Origin of the sequence: Amycolatopsis thermalba, assembly GCF_003385215.1 — a bacterium.
GTDB lineage: Bacteria > Actinomycetota > Actinomycetes > Mycobacteriales > Pseudonocardiaceae > Amycolatopsis_E > Amycolatopsis_E thermalba.
The window spans coordinates 11504-32048 of sequence record NZ_PQHW01000050.1 but is presented as its reverse complement, the minus strand read 5'-3'; the positions used below and the strand labels follow the sequence as shown (position 1 = coordinate 32048).

Annotated in this window: 18 protein-coding genes and 1 pseudogene; 11 read left to right on the top strand and 8 right to left on the bottom strand. The window is 72.4% G+C overall.

The annotated features are described in order from the left end of the window. Positions 1-38 precede the first annotated feature (38 nt). Together D0D15_RS20200 and D0D15_RS37100 are read left to right on the top strand one after the other, a co-directional pair. Positions 39-1288 (top strand): annotated as a pseudogene (locus D0D15_RS20200) (MFS transporter). A 279-nt stretch (positions 1289-1567) separates the two neighbouring features. After that, a complete protein-coding gene (locus D0D15_RS37100; protein WP_233157237.1) occupies positions 1568-1765 on the top strand; it encodes a hypothetical protein in 198 nt (65 codons plus the stop codon). 20 nt (positions 1766-1785) lie between these two features. Here D0D15_RS37100 and D0D15_RS20190 read toward each other — a convergent pair whose 3' ends face one another. After that, positions 1786-2961 (bottom strand): NAD(P)/FAD-dependent oxidoreductase, encoded by a 1176-nt coding sequence (locus D0D15_RS20190; RefSeq protein WP_115944657.1) that lies wholly within the window; start codon positions 2959-2961, stop codon positions 1786-1788. 249 nt (positions 2962-3210) lie between these two features. Between D0D15_RS20190 and D0D15_RS20185 the strand changes: the two genes are divergently transcribed. Then, a complete protein-coding gene (locus D0D15_RS20185) occupies positions 3211-4575 on the top strand; it encodes a M14 family zinc carboxypeptidase (protein WP_094005266.1) in 1365 nt (454 codons plus the stop codon). Positions 4576-4942: 367 nt separating this feature from the next. Here the strand turns inward: D0D15_RS20185 and catC are convergent, their stop codons facing one another. The 4 genes from catC to D0D15_RS20165 are packed head-to-tail and all read right to left on the bottom strand — an operon-like array spanning position 4943 to position 8136. Next, a complete protein-coding gene (catC, locus tag D0D15_RS20180; RefSeq protein ID WP_094005265.1) occupies positions 4943-5224 on the bottom strand; it encodes a muconolactone Delta-isomerase in 282 nt (93 codons plus the stop codon). Positions 5225-5245: 21 nt separating this feature from the next. Then, a complete protein-coding gene (catA, locus tag D0D15_RS20175; protein WP_094005264.1) occupies positions 5246-6091 on the bottom strand; it encodes a catechol 1,2-dioxygenase in 846 nt (281 codons plus the stop codon). Between the two features lie 36 nt (positions 6092-6127). Further along, on the bottom strand, positions 6128-7231 hold the full coding sequence (locus D0D15_RS20170; protein ID WP_094005263.1) for a mandelate racemase/muconate lactonizing enzyme family protein: 1104 nt from the start codon (positions 7229-7231) through the stop codon (positions 6128-6130). Then, complete coding sequence (locus D0D15_RS20165) at positions 7228-8136, bottom strand: LysR substrate-binding domain-containing protein (RefSeq protein WP_115944656.1); 909 nt, start codon at positions 8134-8136, stop codon at positions 7228-7230. The genes D0D15_RS20170 and D0D15_RS20165 overlap by 4 nt, the downstream gene beginning before the upstream one ends. Before the next feature lie 217 nt (positions 8137-8353). Between D0D15_RS20165 and benA the strand changes: the two genes are divergently transcribed. From benA to D0D15_RS20140, 5 genes are all read left to right on the top strand, one after another. Next, the gene (benA, locus tag D0D15_RS20160) at positions 8354-9703 is read left to right on the top strand and encodes a benzoate 1,2-dioxygenase large subunit (protein WP_094005261.1); all 1350 of its coding nucleotides are present in this window, start codon (positions 8354-8356) and stop codon (positions 9701-9703) included. Then, positions 9700-10206: a benzoate 1,2-dioxygenase small subunit gene (benB, locus tag D0D15_RS20155; protein WP_094005260.1), complete on the top strand. Its 507-nt coding sequence runs from the start codon at positions 9700-9702 to the stop codon at positions 10204-10206. The genes benA and benB overlap by 4 nt, the downstream gene beginning before the upstream one ends. A 208-nt stretch (positions 10207-10414) precedes the next feature. Next, positions 10415-12583, top strand: coding sequence for a benzoate 1,2-dioxygenase electron transfer component BenC (benC, locus tag D0D15_RS37590; protein ID WP_115944655.1), 2169 nt, complete (start codon positions 10415-10417; stop codon positions 12581-12583). 62 nt (positions 12584-12645) lie between these two features. Beyond that, positions 12646-13956: an MFS transporter gene (locus D0D15_RS20145; RefSeq protein ID WP_094005258.1), complete on the top strand. Its 1311-nt coding sequence runs from the start codon at positions 12646-12648 to the stop codon at positions 13954-13956. 9 nt (positions 13957-13965) lie between these two features. Continuing rightward, positions 13966-16557, top strand: coding sequence for a helix-turn-helix transcriptional regulator (locus tag D0D15_RS20140; RefSeq protein WP_115944654.1), 2592 nt, complete (start codon positions 13966-13968; stop codon positions 16555-16557). Here D0D15_RS20140 and D0D15_RS20135 read toward each other — a convergent pair. Together D0D15_RS20135 and D0D15_RS20130 are read right to left on the bottom strand one after the other, a co-directional pair. Beyond that, positions 16552-17787, bottom strand: a complete 1236-nt coding sequence (locus D0D15_RS20135; RefSeq protein ID WP_094005256.1) for a benzoate/H(+) symporter BenE family transporter — start codon at positions 17785-17787, stop codon at positions 16552-16554. The two genes, D0D15_RS20140 and D0D15_RS20135, sit on opposite strands and share 6 nt — an antisense overlap. 61 nt (positions 17788-17848) lie before the next feature. Beyond that, positions 17849-18034, bottom strand: coding sequence for a CsbD family protein (locus tag D0D15_RS20130; RefSeq protein WP_094005255.1), 186 nt, complete (start codon positions 18032-18034; stop codon positions 17849-17851). Positions 18035-18077: 43 nt separating this feature from the next. Between D0D15_RS20130 and D0D15_RS20125 the strand changes: the two genes are divergently transcribed. The 3 genes from D0D15_RS20125 to D0D15_RS20115 all read left to right on the top strand — a co-directional run bounded on the left by D0D15_RS20125 (position 18078) and on the right by D0D15_RS20115 (position 19622). Then, on the top strand, positions 18078-18551 hold the full coding sequence (locus D0D15_RS20125) for an RrF2 family transcriptional regulator (protein WP_094005254.1): 474 nt from the start codon (positions 18078-18080) through the stop codon (positions 18549-18551). Positions 18552-18643: 92 nt separating this feature from the next. Next, a complete protein-coding gene (locus D0D15_RS20120) occupies positions 18644-19036 on the top strand; it encodes an MFS transporter (RefSeq protein WP_158224422.1) in 393 nt (130 codons plus the stop codon). A gap of 37 nt (positions 19037-19073) precedes the next feature. Beyond that, on the top strand, positions 19074-19622 hold the full coding sequence (locus D0D15_RS20115; protein ID WP_094005252.1) for an MFS transporter: 549 nt from the start codon (positions 19074-19076) through the stop codon (positions 19620-19622). On the opposite strand, the gene ligD is transcribed toward D0D15_RS20115, so the two are convergent. Next, positions 19571-20500: a non-homologous end-joining DNA ligase gene (ligD, locus tag D0D15_RS20110; RefSeq protein WP_115944653.1), complete on the bottom strand. Its 930-nt coding sequence runs from the start codon at positions 20498-20500 to the stop codon at positions 19571-19573. The genes D0D15_RS20115 and ligD overlap by 52 nt on opposite strands. Positions 20501-20545: the final 45 nt, after the last annotated feature.

Genomic DNA, 20545 nt, shown 5'->3' with positions numbered 1-20545 from the left:
AGCAATTAACCATTTGGTCCATTGAGAGCGAGCACGACGTGGTGGCTCAGCCGGGTGCCGACAGGGCGCGTCCGCGGCAGGCGGCATTCGCCGCCTGGGTCGGCAGCGCTCTGGAGTACTACGCCTTCTTCATCTACGGCACGGCCGCGGCGCTGGTGTTCGGCAAGATCTTCTTCCCGGTCTCGGACCCGGCGACCGGCACGTTGCTGGCCCTGTCCACCTTCGGCGTCGGGTACGTGTCGCGGCCGTTGGGCGCGATCCTGCTCGGCCACCTCGGCGACCGGTTCGGGCGCAAGCGGGTGCTCGTGCTCACCCTGCTCCTGATGGGCGTGTCCACGGTGCTGGTCGGCTGCCTGCCCGGCTACCAGACCGCCGGGGTCGCCGCGCCGGTCATGCTCGTCGCGCTGCGGCTGCTGCAGGGGCTGTCCGCGGGCGGCGAGCAGGCGAGCGCGAACTCGATGCCGCTGGAACACGCGCCGGAGAACCAGCGCGCCTACTACACCAGCTTCACCCTCAGCGGCACCCAGGCCGGGCAGATCGTCGCCACCGCCGCGTGCCTCCCGGTCGCCGCGCTGCCGCAGGACGCACTCCTGTCCTGGGGTGGCGCGTGCCGTTCTGGGGCAGCGCGCTGATGGGTTCTCGTCGGCTACCCGGTGCGCCGCACGGTCGAGGAGACCCCGGTCTTCGAGCAGGAGGTCCGCACCGGCGAGGTCACCAAGCTGCCGCTGATCGTGCTGCTGCGCGAGCACTGGGCCGACGTGCTACGGGTGATCGTCGCGGCGCTCATCGCGTGCTCGCCAACGTCGCCGCCGTCGTCTCGATCCCGCTGTGGGCGAGGCTCGCCGACCGGGTCGGCCGCAAGCCGCTGTTCATCGCCGGTTCGCTGGGCTGCGCGGTGCTGATCTTCGCCTACCTCGGCGCCATCGCGGCCGGCAGCTGGGGGCTGATCTTCGCCGTCGGCATCGTCCTGTTCGGCGTCGTCTACACCGCCACCAGCGCGGTGTAGCCCGCCTTCTACGGCGAGATGTTCCCGGCCCGCGTGCGGCTGTCCGTTACCGCGATCGGCACCCAGATCGGGTTCGCCATCAGCGGCTTCCTGCCGACCGTGGCCGCCGCGGTCGCCGGTGACGGCACCGGCGCGTGGCTCGGCGTGGCGATCTTCACCGCGGCGCTGTGCCTGGTCAACGTGATCGCCGTGGCCACCGCGCGGGAGACCTACCGCGTCCCGACCGCGCGGCTGGGCATCGAGGAAACCGCTCCGGCGGAGCCGGTGGGCGCTGTGCGGTGAGCGAGTACGAGGTCCACGCCCTCTGCTACGGCCGCCGGAACGGCACCCGCGGACAGCACTTCCTCGGGCGGCCGACCGAGCTGCTGGCCTCGATCGTGGTCGCCGCGGCGGGAGCTGGACTACTGGACCGGACCGTGGGCGCTGGACCACTCCGCGGCGACCGGTTGTCCGAAGTGGACGGAGATGTGGAGGTCCGGCCCGGGCTGAGCGTGCACCTCGTGGGCGGGCACACGGCCGGGATGCAGATCGTCGCGCGTCGCGACCGCCGCCGGGCCGGTCGTGGTGGCCTCGGACGCCGGCCACTTCCACGAGAACCTCGACGACGACCGGCCCGCGCCGCTGCTGCACTCGATGCCCGGGGTCTACGGCGCGTTCGACCGGATCCGCGAACTGGGCGGCGTCGTGCTGCCCGGGCACGATCCGGAGGTGCTGGCGCGGTACCCGGCCGTGGCGCGGGACGTCGTCCGCGTCGCCTGAGGCCGGGTACCGGCACGGCGTCAGGCCGCTCGGTCCAGGGCGGCCGGCGCCCCGTCCCGCACCAGACGGCGGCGCTTGTCGTCCGTGGCCCACCACTTCCGCTTGCCCGGGTGGCGCGCCTCGTAGCCCATCTGCCACACGATGCTCCGGCAGATGACCTCCTTCACCACCGCGCCGAGCCGGCCGCCGAGGTAGGAGGCCTTCGCGGTGTCGTCCTTCGTCGAGAACTGGAAGATGCCGTGGCGACGGCCCAGGCTGATGCACTGCCCGGCGAACCCGACGTCGATCGGGGCGGGCTCGGTGCCCGCGATCCGGGCCAGGACCGTCTGGGCGGCCTGCGGGCCCACCTGCACCGCGGCCTGGCAGCTCATCCGGACCGGCAGGCCCGAGGGCGCCGCCGAATCCCCGGCCGCGACGATGCGCTCGTCGTCCACACTGGTCAGGGTCTCGTCGGTGAGCAGGCGGCCCAGCGCGTCGGTGGTCAGGCCGCTGCGGGCGGCGAGGCCGGGCACACCGAACCCGGCGGTCCACAGGGTCACGCCGGAGGTGAGGGTGCGGCCGTCGCTGAGCTGGACGGCGTCGCGGGTCACCGCGGTCACCGCGGGTCCTTCGAGGACGGTCACCCCCAGCTTCGCGAGCCGCCGGGCGACCGACCGCCGTCCACGCGGGTGCAGGTACGGGCCGAGCTCGCCGCCGCAGACCAGCGTCACGGCGCGGCCCCGCCCGGCCAGTTCGGCGGCGGTCTCGATGCCGGTCGGGCCGGCGCCGACGATCGTCAGCTCGGCGGCGGCTTCGACGAGCGGCCGGGCGCGCTCGGCTTCTTCGAGCGTGGCGAGCGGGTGGGCGAACTCGGCCGCGCCCGGCACGCTCGGGTCCGCGCTGCCGCTGCCCACCGCGTAGACCAGGTAGTCGTAGCCGATCGTGCCGCCACCGGCGAGGGTCACGCTCCGCTGGGCGGTGTCGATCCGCGTCGCGGTGTCCACCACCAGCCGGATGCCCTCACGCAGGATCTTGCGGTAGCCGACGACCGCGGGGTGCGTGCCGCCGACGAGCTGGTGCAGGCGGACCCGGTCGACGAACTCCGGGCGCGGGTTGACCACGGTGACGGTCACGTCGGCGCGCTGGGTCAGCCGGTTCGCGGCCATGACTCCGGCATAACCGCCGCCGATCACGACCACTTCGGTGTTGCCGCTCATGGTGTCTCCTTTCCAGGGGGTCGACCATCAGACAAAGCGGCCCCGCGGAGCGTGACAGCGCGTGACCTGGATCACTCCGCTGGCGGACGAGAGATCGCCGTCGCCCGGATCCGCGTGAAGCTGGACCAGGTGGCCGGCGACCTCGGTACCACGTGACGCTCCACTCGTTTCGCCTGGTCGGCTCTCGCCCGCCGCGACACATTCGGATGAACTGGACCGAGCACGAAACGACGGACGAGGAGGGGGCCCGTGGCGCTGCCGGAATGGCTGGTCAAGGAGATCGACGAAGTAGGAGACCACCCGGCGTTCGCGGGCGTCGACGAGCTGCACCGCCGGTTGCGCGGGCTCGCCGCGGGCTACGGCGAGATCGCGACGCTCCAGCGCGTGGGCACGTCCCGGCACGGCGAGCCGCTGCTGTGCCTGACGATCGACGGCGAGCCGGGCGATCCCACCGCGCTGGTCTTCGGCCTGCCGCACCCCAACGAGCCCATCGGCGGGCTCACCGCGCTGCACCTGGCCGAGCGGCTGTGCGCCGATCCCGGGCTGCGGGCGCGGCTGCGGCACCGGTGGCGGATCATCGCGTGCATCGACCCGGACGGGCTGCGGCTCAACGAGGGCTGGCTGGCCGGCCCGTTCACCCGGGAGCACTACGCGCGGCACTTCTACCGCCCGGCCGGTCCCGACCAGGTCGAGTGGACGTTCCCGCTGGACTACAAGGACGCCTACTTCGACGCGGCGCTGCCGGAGACGCAGGCGCTGATGCGGCTGATCGACTCCGACCGCCCGGATCTGGTGTGCTCGCTGCACAACAGCGAGCTGGGCGGGGTCTACTACTACCTCAGCCGGCCCGAGCCCGCGCTGCACCGGGTGTTGCAGGCGCTGCCCGGGCACGCCGGGCTGCCGCTGGACCGCGGTGAGCCGGAGGCGCCCTACATCGTGCGGCTGGACGACGCGATCTTCCAGGGCACGTCGATCAGCCGGGCCTACGACTACCTGACCGGCCGGGGCGAGCCGTGGACCAACTCGGCCGGCGACAGCACGGCGTCCTACGCGGGCCGGTACGGGGCGCTCACGCTGGTGACCGAGCTGCCGTACTGGACGTCGGACACCGCGGACGACGAGAGCCCGGCCGGCATCGGGTACGCGTCGGCGCTGGCCGCGCACGCCCGGGCGGTGGCGGACCTGTCGTCGCTGATGACGGACACCATCGAGGCGGTGTCCGGGGCGCTGATGGTGCCGGACTCCCCCTTCTGGCGGGCGAGCCGCTCCTTCGCGACGATGATGGCGGCCGGGGCGCGCAGTGCCCGGTCCCGCAGCACAACCCCGGAGGCCGACCGCCCGGCGACGGTGGCCGAAGTGGCGTCCCTGGCGGAGGCGACGCACAGTTTCCGGTTGCGGTACGGGGGGATTCTGTTGCGGGCGCTGGACGGTGAGCTGGCGGTGGGGAACACGCGGCCGCCGGTGCGGGTCGCGCGGGACCGGGTGGCCGCCCGGCACGCGGAGTGGCTGGCCGAGGACGCCGCGCTGGGCGACTACCGGACGATCCCGATCCGCCACCTGGTGGCGACGCAGTACGGAGCGGTGCTCGCCGCTGCCTCGCAGGTGGCTGGGTGAGTAGCCGCTACGCGGGTGGTTGCGCTGCGCGCGGCTGACAGCGCCGGCTTCGCTCCGCTACGCCCCGATTTTCCATTGTTTCAACGGCCGAGCAGGGGAGCGGGGGAGGGCTGGGCGGCAGGTGGGTCATCTGCCGTTGCCGGGCGTCACAAACCGCCACCCGGCAACGCAAAGCACCAACCCCCACGAGCCACCCCTCTCCCGCAACCCGATCCCCAGCCAAATCGGTTGCCGAGCAGTCGGGTCAAGGTACTCTTTCCCGCCTTGACGCGACTTCTCGGCAACCGAACAATTGAAGATCGGGTTCGGGAGGGGCAGATCGGGGCGTAGCGAAGCGAAGCCGGCGCAGTAGATACGCGCGTAGCGCCTACTCCACCACCTTGGAAGGATGCGTAGCCAACGGCATCACCCGAATATCCATGTACGGGAACAACGGCAACCCCGACAACAGCTCGTGCAGTTCGTCGTTCGACCCCACGTCGAAGATCGAGATGTTCGAGTACTCACCCACGATGCGCCACAGGTGCGGCCACTTCCCCTCCCGTTGCAGCTGCTGGCTGTACGCCTTCTCCCGGGCGACGATGTCCGCCCGCACCGACGGGTCCATATCGGACGGCAACCGAACATCCATCCGGACGTGGAACAACATGGGTGAGTCCTCCAGAGACGATCAAGCGGGGTCGAGCACGAAACCGTAGGACACCGTCTCGCCGCCGTCGCCCGGTTTCGGGTCCAGCAGCAGCTCCGGCTTGACCGCCGAGGCGATGTCGTCCTCATTGTGCTCGTCGCCGGGGAAGTACAGCTGCGCGGTCAGCAGTTCGTGGCCCGGCGCGGACACCTTGACGTGCAGGTGCGCCGGGCGCCACGCGTGCCAGCCCGCGGCGGCGATGAGCTTGCCGCACGCGCCGTCGGTCGGGATCTGGTACGGCGCGGGCCGCACGGTGTGGATCTCGAACGAGCCGTCCTCCGCCACCGAGAAGGTGCCGCGCAGATTCCACTCCGGGATGCCCGGCGCGAACTGCGAGTACAGGCCGTCGGCGTCGGCGTGCCACAGCTCGACCTTCGCGTCCTTCAGCGGCGTACCATCGACCGAGGTGACCGTGCCGGTCCACACCAGCGGCGTGCCGCCCTCGTCCGCGCGCATCGGCACCGAGCCGCGCGAGCCCTGCTCGGGCGCGCCGGGCACGTAGTACGGGCCTTCGATCGTGCCCTTGTTGCCCTTGCGGTGCGCGGTGGCGACCTCCTCCACCACGTGCTCCACCCACACGTCCAGGAACAGCGGCCACTCGCCGTCCTCGCCGACCTGGATCAGCCACGCCTTCAGCGCGTTGTACTCGTCGTAGGTGACCTTGTGCTTGCGGATCGTCTCGTGCACCGCCGACAGCACCTCACGGGCGAGCGTCGACACCCGCTCCTTCGGGGTGCCGGCCACGGCGGCGAACTTGTCCGTCTTGAACCGCTGCGTGGCGCTGGCACCCGATTCGGCGGCCGCGGGAGCGTGGTGGGTGGCGGTCATGGGATCCTCCTTGATTCCTTGATATCCGGGGAAGTTTCAGCGGTCCTGGCGGTAGCGTTCGAGCTTGGCCGGGTCGATCTCGATCCCGAGCCCGGCGCCGGGCCGGATGTGCAGCTCACCGTCGTGGATCTCCAGCGGTTCGGTGAGCAGGTCGTCGCTCATGTCGAGGAAGTTGGACAGCTCGCCCGCCCGCCGCGAGGTGAGCGCGTAGGACGCGCCGAACGCGACGGTGCACACCGAACCGATCTGGCCGTCGATCTGGTTGCCCATCACGACCTCCAGGCCCAGTCCCTCGGCGAGGTGGTGCACGCGCTGCGAGTGGGTGAAGCCGGTGCGCGCGGTCTTGATGCTGATCGCGGTGGCCGAGCCGGCCAGGATCTCGCGGGTCACGTCGGCCGGGGTGACGGCCGATTCGTCGGCGATGAACGGCACGTCCAGCTGCGACACCAGCCAGCGGCGGCCCAGCACGTCGTCGGCCGGGCACAGCTCCTCGGCGAACAGCAGGCCGAGGTCGGCCATCTCCTTCATGGCCACGGCCGACTCCGAGGCGGTCCAGCCCCGGTTGCCGTCCACGTACAACTCGACGTCGTCGCCCATGCCCTCGCGCAGGGCCCGCACGACGGCGGTGTCCAGGGAGACCGGGCGGCGCCCGACCTTGACCTTGAACGTGGTGATGCCGTGCTCGTCGCGCATGCGCTGGGCTTCGGCGACCATCGCCGACGGCTCGTCGAACCCGAGCATGTGCGACACGCGCATCCGGTCGGTGTAGCCGCCGAGCAGCTCGGTGACCTGCACGTCCAGGGTGCGGCCGAGCGCGTCCCACACGGCCATGTCGATGGCCGCCTTCGCGGCCGGGTTGCCGACCGTGCGTGCCAGGCGCGAGGCCATGGTCTCGCGTTCGAGCAGGGTCAGTCCGATCACCTGCGGGGCGAAGATCTTCTCGATCACCGCGATGATCCCGGCCTGCGTCTCGCCGTAGGTGAACGGCCGCGGCGGTGCCTCGGCCACGCCGGTGATCCCGTCGTCGGTGTGCACCCGCACCAGCACGTGCTCGGCCACGTGCACCTCGCCGGAGGCGAACTTGAGCGGTTTGCGGTACGGGATGGCGAACGGGATCGCCTCCACGCGCGTGATCTTCATCGGCTGACCTCGGATGCTTGTGGTTGCGGGGCGAGGGCGGCCTCGAGGACGTCGAGGACCGACCGGACGAGCGGGGAGTCGTTGTCGCGGCGCCAGGCGAGGGCGAGTTCGACCGTGCCGGCGTCGGCGAGGTCGCGGAACACGACCCCGGCCAGCGGCAGCGCGCGGGCCGACGCGGGCACCACCGCGACGCCGAGCCCGCCGGCGACCAGCGCCACCAGCACCGCCGTGCCGGCCGCTTCGTGCTCGCGGCGCGGGCTGAACCCGGCGGCCTGGCAGCTGCGCATGACGGCGTCGTTGACCACGGAGTCCTTGCCGGCGTAGCTGATGAACCCCTCCGTGCGCAGGTCGGCCACCGACACCGCGGGCTCGACCGCGAGCCGGTGGTCGGCGGGCACGGCGAGGATCAGCGGCTCGACCTCCAGGGTGTGCAGCTCGATGTCCTCGCCCTGCGCGGGCGGGCGCAGCACGGCCAGGTCGAGGCCGCCGTTGCGGAGCCCGTCGCACTGGGCCGGGGTGAGCAGGTCCGCGTGCACCTCGACGGCCACCCCGGGCAGGTCCCGCTTGACCGCGCGGGCGATGCGCGGCAGGTGCGAGAACGCCGAGGTGCCGGTGAACCCGACCCGGACCAGGCCCAGGCGGCCGTCGGCGATGCGGCGCACGCCGCGGACGCTGTCCTCGACCGTGTCCAGCACCCGGCGCGCCTCGGCCAGGAGGAACTCACCCGCCGGGGTGAGCCGGACCTGCCGGGTGGTGCGGGTGAACAGGGGCGCGCCCAGCTCGGCCTCCAGCTGCCGGATCGCGTGCGACAGGGCCGGCTGCGCCATGTGCAGGCGCTCGGCGGCCTTCCCGAAGTGGCAGGTGTCGGCCACGGCGGTGAAGTACCGCAGATGACGCAGCTCCATCGCTGGCCTCCTTCCCGCTCCTCGTGGATTCATTCACCGTAGGTACGGGTATTGAGTCAAGACAAGGAGCGATTCGGTCTGGATTGATCGATGACATCGATTGATAGCACCCTGAGTCAGGACTAGGTAATCGCCCGGTGTGACTGGGGCCACGGGTTGTCATGGTCGGGGGAACACGCAGAGCCGAGCAGTGCCGCTGAGGCCGTTGGAGGTTTCCATGACCGAGACCGTGGACCACGTGTCGGCCGTCCTCGCCGACGCCGTCGTGGAGGACCGCGAGGCCGGGATCTACCGCGCGAACCGCCGGATCTTCACCGACGAGGAGATCTTCGAACTCGAGATGAAGCACATCTTCGAGGGCAACTGGATCTACCTCGCCCACGAGAGCCAGATCCCGAACCCGGGCGACTGCTTCACCACCTACATCGGACGGCAGCCGGTGGTGATCACGCGCGACTCCGGCGGCGAGCTGCACTGCCTGATCAACGCCTGCGCGCACCGGGGCGCGATGATCTGCCGCCGCAAGACCGACAACCGGATGACCCTGACCTGCCCCTTTCACGGCTGGACCTTCCGCAACGACGGCAAGCTGCTCAAGGTCAAGGACCCCGACGGCGCCGGGTACCCGGCCTCGTTCAACACCGGCGGCTCGCACGACCTGACCCGCGTGGCCCGCTTCGACAGCTACCGCGGGTTCCTGTTCGGCAGCCTCAACGCCGACGTGCTGCCTCTGGAAGAGCACCTCGGGGACACCACGAAGATCATCGACATGCTGGTGGACCAGTCCCCGGAGGGGCTGGAGGTGCTGCGCGGCTCGTCCACCTACACCTTCGACGGCAACTGGAAGGTGCAGGCCGAAAACGGCGCCGACGGCTACCACGTCACCGCGACGCACTGGAACTACGCGGCCACCACCGCGCGGCGCAACACCGGTGAGTCCACGAACGACACCAAGACCCTCGACGCCGGCAGCTGGGGCAAGTCCGGCGGCGGCTACTGGTCCTTCCCGCACGGGCACCTGTGCCTGTGGACGTGGGCGGCCAACCCGCAGGACCGTCCACTGTGGAACCGGATGGACGAGCTGAAGGCGGAGTTCGGCGACGCCAAGGGCGAGTTCATGGTCAAGGGCTCCCGCAACCTGTGCCTGTACCCCAACGTCTACCTGATGGACCAGTTCTCCACGCAGATCCGGCACTTCCGGCCGATCGCGCCGGACAAGACCGAGGTGACGATCTACTGCATCGCGCCCAAGGGCGAGAGCGCCGACGCGCGCGCCTGGCGGATCCGGCAGTACGAGGACTTCTTCAACGCCTCCGGCATGGCCACCCCGGACGACCTGGAGGAGTTCCGCTCCTGCCAGCTCACCTTCCGCGCCACCGCCGCGCCGTGGAACGACATGAGCCGCGGCGCCGAGCACTGGCTGACCGGCCCGGACGAGGTCGCGCTGGCCCTGGACATGAAGGGCGTCATCTCGGCGGGGCAGAAGAACGAGGACGAGGGGCTGTACCCGGTCCAGCACGGCTACTGGCGGGACACCCTGCGCAAGGCGATCGGAGCGGCGGAATGACCACCGGGATCAAGACCATCACCCAGACCGACATCGAGCAGTTCCTCTACCGCGAGGCGCGCTACCTCGACGACCGCGAGTTCGAGAAGTGGCTGGACTGCTACGCCGACGACGTCGTGTTCTGGATGCCCTCCTGGGGCGACGACGACCTGCTGACCGAGGACCCGCGGAGCCAGATCTCGCTCATCTACTACCCGAACAAGGGCGGGCTGGAGGACCGGGTGTTCCGGATCCGCACCGAGCGGTCCAGCGCCACGTCGATCCCGGAGCCGCGCACCAGCCACAACATCACCAACGTCGAGCTGATCGAGCGCCGCGGCGACATCGTGGACGTGCGCTTCAACTGGCACACCATGTACTTCCGCTACAAGACGGTCGACCCGTACTACGGCACGTCGTTCTACACGATCGACTTCTCCGGCGAATCCCCGCTGATCCGCCGCAAGACGGTGATCCTCAAGAACGACTACATCCACCACGTCGTCGACGTCTACCACATCTAGGACTGTCACGGGCTGGTTTGCGTGGCGGTGCGGGTGGCGGAACCTCAGACGCCCCCTCGCTGTGGGATCGCCTCCTCATGAATGCCAATTCACCACGTCGGCGCTGTCCTCGCGAGGGGACGTCTGAGAACCCGCGGCGGTGCCGGTTCACGGCCCACCACAAGCGGCTTCGCCGCTTCACCACCTCGCCCGAGCACCAGGAGTCACCATGGCTTTCCAGGTCGCACTGTCCTTCGAGGACGGTGTCACCCGCTTCATCAGGTGCGAGCCGGACCAGACGGTCGCCGACGCGTCCTACCGGCAGCGCATCAACATCCCGCTGGACTGCCGCGACGGGGCGTGCGGGACGTGCAAGGCGTTCTGCGAGTCCGGTGAGTACGACGGCGGCACCTACATCGACGACGCGTTGTCCCCGGACGAAGCGTCGCGGGGGTATGTGCTGCCGTGCAGCATGAAGCCGAAGTCCGATCTGGTGCTGCAGATCGCCAGCACGTCGGCGGTGGCGAAGACGCAGGCGGCGACCTACCCGGCGACGCTCACCGCGCTGGAGCGGTTGTCGCCGACCACGGTCGCCCTCACGCTGGAGACGCCGGACCGCGACCAGCTGGCGTTCCTGCCCGGGCAGTACGTCAACATCGAGGTCCCCGGCACCGGTCAGACGCGCTCGTACTCGTTCAGCAACGCCCCGGACGACAAGCAGCTGACGTTCCTGGTGAAGCTCACGCCGGGCGGGGTCATGTCGGACTACCTCACCGAGCGGGCCGCGCCCGGGGACGAGCTGACCTTCACCGGCCCGCACGGCAGCTTCTTCCTGCGCGAGGCCGACCGGCCGGTGCTGCTGACCGGCGGCGGCACCGGGCTGGCGCCGATCCTGTCGATCGTGCGGGCCCTGCGCGGCTCCGCCCGGCGGGCGCACCTGATCTACGGCGTCACCACCGACGACGACCTGGTCGAGATGGACACGCTCGCCGCGCTGGCCGCCGAGGTCGAGGGGCTCACCTGGGACTACTGCGTCGCCGACCCGGATTCGAGCGCCCCGAACAAGGGTTACGTGACCAGCCTGATCCGCGACGAGCACCTGCACGGCGGCGAGGTGGCGGTGTACCTGTGCGGCCCGCCGCCGATGGTCGAGGCGGTGCGCCGGCACTTCGCCGACACGGGCGTGGAACCGGCGGGCTTCTACTACGAGAAGTTCGCGTTGTCGGCCGCCGCGGTGGCGACCAAGGCCGATCCCGAGCCCGAGGCCGTCCCGGTCACCCCGGCTCCGGCCCGGCCGGCACCGGCCGCTCCGGTTTCGTCTGCCCCGGAACCGGTGGGGGCGAGCCGGGCCGTCGCCGGGCAGCGGATCTTCCCGCTCGCCGAGGTCGCGCCGCTCCACGGCGGCTCGCCTCGGCCCGCGGCCGAGGAGGCGGCCACGGCTCGTGCCATCGCCGGTCAGGTCATCTGGCCGGGACAGGGCACCGGCGGCGCCCTCGACCCCGGCGACTCCCCGCGACCCACCGCGTCCCGCACCATCGCGGGCCAGGAAATGCTGCCCCGGCAGGACATCACCCCCGCGTTCGAGGCGGGGGACCGGCCGGCCGCGCGGCGGACGGAGTTCCTCAGCCCGGGCCGCTTCGCCGGCAAGGTCGTCGTGGTGACCGGCGCCGCGCAGGGCATCGGTGCGCGGGTCGCGCGGCGGATCAGCGCCGAGGGCGGCACGGTCGTCCTCGCCGACCGCGCGGACCTGGTGACCGCCGTCGCCGACGAGCTCAGCGGCGAAACCCTGCCGGTGCTCGCCGACCTGGAGACCTGGGCGGGCGCGCAGGCGGTGGCCGCGGCGGCGCTGACCCGGTACGGCCGCATCGACGTGCTGGTCAACAACGTCGGCGGGGCCATCTGGTTCAAGCCGTTCACCGAGTTCACCCCGGCGCAGATCGACGCCGAGATCCGCCGGTCGCTGATGACCACGCTGTACTCGTGCCGCGCCGCGCTGCCGTCGATGGCCGCGCGGGGACACGGCGTGATCGTCAACGTCTCCTCGGCCGCCACCCGGGGCATCCACCGCATCCCGTACTCGGCGGCCAAGGGCGGCATCAACGCCATCACGGCCTCGCTCGCGCTGGAGTACGCCGACGCGGGCATCCGGGTGGTCGCGACCGCGCCCGGCGGCACCGAAGCGCCGCCGCGCCGGATCAGCCGCGGCGGGTCGGCGCTGGAGACCGAGCAGGAGCGGGCCTGGTTCCAGGCGCACATCGACCAGACCGTGCAGTCGTCGCTGATGAAGCGCTACGGCACGCTCGACGAGCAGGCCGCCGCGATCGCGTTCCTGGCCTCCGACGAGGCCTCCTACATCACCGGCACCGTCCTGCCGGTGGCCGGGGGCGACCTCGGCTGACATCCCCGGCGGCCCCGCCCGGGGCCGCTGTTTCCTCCCCACACCCCACCCCGGGAGCCATCATGTCCGACACCGACGCAACGAAGCGCCGGCGCACCGTGTCCTGGGTGGTCGCCCTGTCGGCGATCGCCCTCGTCTTCGACGGGTACGACCTGGTCGTCTACGGCACCGTCCTGCCCACCCTGCTCGCCGACCCCAGCCAGCTCGGCCACATCAGCGCCGGCCAGGCCGGGGCACTGGGCAGCTACGCCCTGGTCGGCGTGCTCGTCGGCGCACTGGCCGCGGGCGCCCTCGGCGACTGGATCGGCCGCCGCAAGATCATGCTGATCAACCTGGCCTGGTTCTCGATCGGGATGGGGCTGACCGCCCTGACGCAGAACGTCACCGCGTTCGGCTTCGGCCGGTTCTTCACCGGCATCGGGGTCGGCGCGCTGGTCGCGACCGTCGGCGCTCTGGTGGCCGAGTTCGCGCCGGCCGGACGCCGCAACCGGCTCAACGCGATCGTCTACAGTGGAGTGCCCGCCGGTGGCGTGCTCGCCTCACTGCTGGCGATCGTGCTGGCCGACGACGTCGGGTGGCGCGGGCTGTTCTGGGTCGGCGCGCTGCCGATCGTGCTGGTCCTGCCGCTGGCGATCGTCAAGCTGCCGGAGTCGGCGAAGTGGCTGGCCGCCCGCGGCCGGGACGCCGAGGCGCGGGCGGTGTCGGAGCGCACCGGGGTCCCGCTGGTGCCGGAGCCGCCGGTGACCGACCGCGTCGGCTTCCCGGCGCTGGCGACCCGGGCCCTGGCCTGGCCGACCGCGCTGCTCGGGCTGATGAGCTTCGCCGGGCTGCTGCTGACCTACGGCCTGAACACGTGGCTGCCGAAGATCATGTCCGACAACGGGTACGGCAAGAGCTACTCGCTGACCTTCCTGCTGGTCCTCAACCTCGGTGCGATCGTCGGCGGCGTGCTGGCCTCGCTGTGGGCGGACCGGGCGGGGGCGAAGCGGGTCGTGGTCACCACGTTCGTGCTCGCCGCGATCACGCTCGCGCTGCTGCCGCTGGACCTGCCGCTGGTCGCGCTGCTGCTCGCGGTGGCGGTGGCCGGGGTCGGCACGATCGGCACCCAGGTGCTGATCTACGGGCTGGTGTCCAACTACTACCCGACGCGGGCGCGCGCCGCCGGGGTGGCGTGGTGCGCCGGGTTCGGCCGGCTCGGCGGGATCGTGGGCCCGGTCGTCGGCGGCCTGCTGGTCGGCGCCGGTCTCGGCGGGACCACGGCGTTCTTCATCTTCGCCGGGGTGGCGCTCGCCGCGGCGCTGGTCACCGCCCTGGTGCCGCGGGCCGACCACGCCGGCGTTCCGGTGGCCGCGGTCGCGCCGGAGCCCGCCTAGAGTGACCATGTGGTCCACCGTCGCCCGCAGCTGATCGCCCGCGCCGCCGCGCTCGCCGCACTGGGCAGCGCGACGGCGTCGGCGTTCGTGCTGGTCACCGGCCCGGCCGGGGTGGGACGGTCCGCGCTGGCCGACGAGTTCGCCGCCCGGCACGGCGGGGCGAGGCGGCGCGCGGCCGGGGCGCCGTGGGAGACCGGCCGCGCCGGGGGAGTGCTGGCCCAGCTCGGTGGCGCCGACGGGGTGGCCATTGTGGACGATGCGCAGTGGGCGGACCTGGAGTCCTTGCGCACGCTGGTCTCCGCCGTCCGGCACGACCACGACGGCCGGCTGCTCGTGGTCGCCACGTGCGTGAGCGGCGACCACCACGTGCCCGCGGCGGCGCTGGAACTGCTGCACCGCGCCGCGACCACGACCGTGCGCCTGGAGCCGCTCACCGCGTGCGAGGTCGGCGACCTGGCCGCGGCGCACGGCGTCCTGCTGCACCCGTCGATGGCCGAGCGGCTGTGGCGGCACACCGGCGGCATCCCGCGCCACGTCGTGCAGCTGCTCGGCGAGGTGCCGGCCGCGACGTGGGCCCGGTTCGACCCGGACCTGCCCGCGCCCGCCGTGGTCGCCGCGCGGGTGTGCGAGGCCCTGGAGTCGTGCTCGCCCGCGGCGCGGCGGCTGGTCGAGGCGATCGCGGTGCTCGGGCCGGGCACCGCGGTGCGGGACGCCGCGTCGCTGGCCGGGGCCGGCGGCGACGTGCTGCCGCTGCTCGACGAGGCGTGTGCCGCGGGACTGGCCGAGTTCGCCCCGCACGGCCTCACCGAAGCCGGCCCGCCGGACCCGATGGTGCGCGCCGCCGTGCTCGCCGCGATGGGCCCGGCCGCCGCCGCGGACGCGCACCGCCGGGCCGCCGACCTCATCGAGGACCCGGTCCGCCGCATGCACCTGCTGGTCGCCGCGTCCCCGGTGCCGGACGCGGCGGTCGCCGACCGGCTCGACGAGCTGGCCGCCGAACTCGCCGCCGAGGGCGCGTGGGGCGTGGCGGCCTCGTTGCTGTCCGACGCCAGCCGCCTCACCGACGACCGGCTGAAGCGGGAAAGCCGCCTCACCCGCGCGGTGGACGCGTTGATCGGCGCCGGGGACGCGTTCGCCGCGGCCGCGCTGGTCCCGGAGGTGGAGAGCCTGCGGGAGACGCCGCTGCGCAACGCCGTCCTGGGGTACCTGGCGATCGTGCGCGGCCGCGCCGCCGAGGCGGAAACGCGGCTGGGCCGGGCCTGGGACCTGGTCAACGCCGGACGCGAGCCGGACGTCGCGGCGCTGATCTGCCAGCGCTACGTGCTGCACTCGCTGGCGCGGTGCCGCGCCGAGGACCTGGTGCGGTGGGCGGACCGGGCGATCTCGCTGGTGCCCGCGGACGCCCCGGCCGCGGTCGAGGCGGCGGCGATCCGCGGGCTGGGCACGGCCGGCAGCGGCCGCGCGGACGAGGCGCTGGCCGGGTACGCCGAGCTGGCCGGACGGGTGCAGCACGGCGCGCAGGCGCAGCGGATCCAGATGGGCCGCGGCTGGCTGAACCTGATGGTCGACGCGCTCGACGAGGCGCGGGTGGACCTGGAGATCTCGGTGCCCACGACGTTCCTCGGCGGCTCGACCCGGATCTCGCTGTGGGCGCGCGGGTGGCTGGCGCGGGCGCAGTTCCTGGCGGGGGAGTGGGACGAGGCGCTGCGCACGGTCGCGGAGGCGGAGCCGCTGCTGGACCGGTCCGGGATCGTGCTGGCCGGGCCGCTGCTGGCGTGGACGGCGGTGGCGGTGCACGCGTTGCGGGGCGACTGGGAGCGCGCCGAGGAGGCGTTGCGCCGGGCCGACGCCGGGCCGCAGGACTACGAGATCATGCGGGTGCCGTCGTGCCTGGCGCGGGCGCACGTCGCGGAGGCGCGCGCGGACTCGGCCGGGGTGCTGCGGGCGTTGCGGCCGCTGACGATGCCGTGGGCGGGCGGCAGCATCGACGAGCCGGGGCTGTGGCCGTGGGCGGACATGTACGCGCACGCGCTGGTGCTGGCGGGCAAGACCGCGGAGGCCGGCGCGTTCCTCGAACCGCACGAACGCCTCGCCGCCGACCGCGGGCGGGTCTCGGCCCGGGCCCGCCTCGCCGCGGCGCGCGGGCGGCTGCTCGGCACGCGGGGTGACGTGGCGGGGGCGCGGGCGGCGTTCGGCGAGGCGCTGGAGTTGCTGGAGGACCTGCCGCTGCGCTACGACCTGGCGCGGGTGAACTTCGCCTACGGGCAGATCCTGCGGCGGGCCGGCAAGCGCCGCGAAGCCGACACGGTGATCAGCACCGCGCGGGACGCGTTCACCGCGCTGGGCGCGGCGACGTACGTGGCCCGCTGCGACCGCGAGCTGAAGGCCGGCGGGGTGCACGTCCCGCGCGGCCGGGGGTTCGACGAGCTGACCCCGCAGGAAGAGGCGGTGTCGCAGCTGGTCGCGAGTGGACTGTCCAACCGGGAGGTGGCGGCCGAGCTGTTCCTGTCCACGAAGACGGTGCAGTACCACCTGACCCGGATCTACGCCAAGCTCGGCATCCGCTCGCGCGCGGAGCTGGCCGCCCGGCGCCGGTCATGAGCGGAAGTCACCGCGCTCCAGCAGGGCCGACACCGCGAGCCCGGCGACCAGGCCCCAGAACGCGGCGCTGATGTTCAGCGGCTGCACGCCGGACACGGTCACCAGGAAGGCCACCAGGGCGCCGAGCGTGAACTTCGTGCGGAAGGCCGTCACGAACGCGCTCTGCAGTGCCCGCAGCATCGCCAGCCCGCCCAGCACCGCGATGAACGCGGGTGGCGTCGCCAGCATCAGGCGCACGAACGCCGGTGCGAACAGGCCCGTCACCACCGCTCCCGCACCGCACACGAGGCCCGCCGTGTACTGGCGTTCGCGCTCGCCCGAGGCGACCAGCAGGGCGTTCGTCGGCCCGGTCAGGCAGGTGGACACCGCGCCCACCGCCGCGGCCGGCAGCGACCACAGTCCACACAGGACCGTCACCACGTTGGTCGGCGGCTCGTGGCCGGCCTGCTTCAGCACCGCCACGCCCTGGCCGTTCTGCACCACCAGCACGGTCACCGCCAGCGGCACGACCAGCTCCAGCAACGCGGTCCAGGTGAACCGGGGCGCCTGCAGCAACGGCTCGGCCAGCCAGCCGGAACCGGCCGGGGCGAACCGACCCGCCACCGCCACCGCGACCGCGCCCGCCAGCAGCGCCCCCAGGATCGGCGGCAGCCGCCGACCGGCCGATGGCAGCGCGCTGAGCAGCACGAACACCGCGACCATCGGGACCGCGACGCCCGGGTCCAGGCCGAGCGCGGTCACCAGGTCGAGCCCGAACTCCAGGAACACCCCGGCGACCATCGCCATCACGATCGGCATCGGCAGCGCGGCCATCACCGCGCGCACCCAGCCGGTCAGGCCGATCCCCAGGATCAGCAGCGCCGTCACCACGAACGCGCCCAGCACTTCGGCCCAGGTCAGGTGGTTCAGCGATCCGCCGACGACGACCGTGCCGGGGATCGTCCAGAAGAACGCGAGCGGCCGCCGGTACAGCCACGACGCGAGCACCGTGAGGATGCCGTTGAGGAAGAAGACCCCGAAGATCCAGGACGCCAGCTGCGCCGGGGTCAGCCCGCCCTGCACCCCGACGGCGAGGATGACCGCGATCGGCCCGGTCGCGGAGAACACCAGGCCGATCACGCCGTTGGTCAGCGTGGTGCCGGTGAGGTCCCGGCGCACCCGCCGCGGCCCGGCAACCGGTTTCGGTGGTCGCTCGAACCGCGGCGCGCGGGTCTCCTCGTCGAGGCTCATGTACGCATGTTGAACGTGGCGATCGCGATGCGTACACCGGGTTGTGGCGGGTGCCACAGGGTCAGCGGTCGAACACGTCCTTCGCCGCGTCCTTGACCTTCTCGCCCGCCTGCTTGACGTCGGCCTTGCCCTGCTCGCCCTTGCCTTCGGCCTCCCACTGCTCGTTGCCGGTGGCCCTGCCGAGCCCTTCCTTCGCCTTGCCCTTGAGCTCTTCCGCCTTGTTCCGGGCCTTGTCTTCGCCGCTCATCTCGGGTCCTTCCGGTCGGTGAGCGCTCCGGGTACCCCAGTGGATGATCCTTACCCGGCCAGGGCCGACGGCGGGGCTCAGCAGCAGGAGCGCGGTGGCGATTCACGCGCTCACCATGTTGGTGCGCTGGAGTGACCGCTCGCTGACCTCGGCGGAGATCGCGGAGAGCCTGGCGAGCAACCCGGTTCTCGTGCGGCGCATCCTCGGCAGCCTGCGCGACGCGGGCCTGGTGTGGTCCACCGAGGGGCGTGGTGGCGGCTGGTCCCTCGCCCGTGCCGCGCGGGAGATCACCCTCGACGACGCCTACGCCGCCGTCGAGGAGGGGCGGATCCTGTCGCGGCACGCCCATCCGCCCAGTGACGCGTGCGAGGTCGGACGCAACATCTGCGCCCTGCTCGAGGTGGAGTTCCGCGAGGCGGAACAGGCCATGGAAGAACGGCTCGGCCGGACCACGATCGCCCACCTGCTCCGGCAGATGCTGGCCATCGAGCGCGAACACGCGCCGGCGAGTCGCTGACCGGCCGACTGGCGGAGGCACGTCCTCCGCCGTCTTTACCGCCCTGACTGTAACCACAACAGTGGCAGTTCATGCCGCGACGGGACGACCGCATGACAGGCACGCCGACCACCGGACGAACCGGCTCGACGCCGGCCCTGCTGGCCCTGCTCCTGCCGGCCGTGCTCGTCACGGTTATCGCCAGCGACATGGTCAACCTCATGCTCCCGTCGATCGGCGAGCAGTTCGGGGCTTCCGAGGCCGAGCTGGCCCGGGTCGTCACCGGCTTCCTGCTGGTGTTCTCGGTCGGCATCCCCTTCTACGGCCGCATCTCCGACCGCGTCAGCCTGCGGCGTCTGTTCGCTTTCGCCCTGCTGGCCTACGCCGCCGGGAGCCTGGTCTGCGCGCTGGCCCCGGAGTTGCCCGTGCTCGTGCTCGGGCGGGTCGTGATGGGGCTGGGCGCGGCCGCGCTGCCGGTGCTCTCGATCATCGCCGTCACAGGTTGATGCCCGCGGACAAGCGCGGGCCCAGGACGAGGGTGCGGTGAAGCCGGCGACCTGCGCCTGGGTCATGCCGAACAGCACCAGCCCGGCCCCGAGGCCGAGGAAGATGCCACCCGGCAGGTCGAACCGGGCTGGCGGGTCTCACGGCGATGGCGCTGTTCGCCCTGTTCCTGTCGAGCTTCGCGACGGCAGCGTCGGTGATCCCCGCGGGCGTCGGGATCCCCGGGCTCAGCGTCGGGTTCATCTTCGCGCCACCCCGATCATCAGCGCCGCGGCGAGCGCGCTGCCGGCCGAGCAGACCGGTGCCGGGCTCGGGATCCTGCAGGGCGCGCAGTTCCTCGGCGCCGGCACCGGCCCGGCCCTGTTCGGCGTGCTGGTGACCGCGTGGCAGCACAGCGGCGGCGGCGCCGTGAATCCCCTCTTCGCCGGACCGGCGGGCGCGGCCTTCTCCGACGCGTTCCTGGCCATGGCCGTGGTCGCCGTCCTCGCGTTGATCGTCGCGTTCCGGATGCGCCCCACCGCTTCGGTCGGCGGCGGTCAGTCCAGCCCGTCGCGGTCGGCCCAGTCCAGCAGCGTCTCCAGCGAGTAGGCGGTGTCGTCGATGCCGGCGTGCAGGTCGCCGAGCTTGGCGAACCTCGCGGGGACCGTCGCGATCGTGCAGTCGCCCGGTTCGACGTCGTCGATCTCGTCCCACCGGATCGGCGTCGACACCGTCGCCTCGGGCACGCCGCGCACCGAGTACGCGCTCGCGATCGTGTGGTCGCGCGCGTTCTGGTTGTAGTCCACGAACACCAGCGCCGGGTCGCGGTCCTTGCGCCACCACGTCGTGGTCACGTCGTCGGGGGCGCGGCGCTCCACCTCGCGCGCGAACGCCAGCGCCGCCCGGCGCACCTCGCTGAACCCCCACCGCGGCTCGATCCGCACGTAGATGTGCAGGCCGCTGCCCCCGGAGGTCTTCGGCCAGCGCACGGCGCCCAGCTCGTCGAGCACCTCGTGCGCGACGTGCGCCACCCGCCGCACCCGCGCGAAATCGGCCTCCGGGCCGGGGTCGAGGTCGATGCGCCACTCGTCGGGCTTCTCGGTGTCCGCGCGCCGCGAGTTCCAGGGGTGGAATTCCACGGTACTCATCTGCACCGCCCAGATCACGTGGGCCAGCTCGGTGACGCACAGCTCGTCGGCGTGCCGGTCGTAGCGCGGGAAGTGCACGCGCACCGTCTCCAGCCACGGCGGCGCCCCGGCCGGCACCCGCTTCTGGTGCACCTTGTCGCCGCTGACCCCGGACGGGAACCGGTGCAGCATGCACGGCCGCTCCCGCAGCGCGCGCACGATCCCCTCGCCCACGGACAGGTAGTACCGCGCCAGGTCGAGCTTCGTCTCGCCCCGCGCCGGGAAGTAGACCCGCTGCGGGTTCGAGATCCGCACCGTGTGGTTCCCGGCGTCCAGCTCCACCGCCTCGCCCTTGGCCATGGACCGAACCTAGCGCGAAAACCGGCCCGTCGCGGGGTGCCGGGC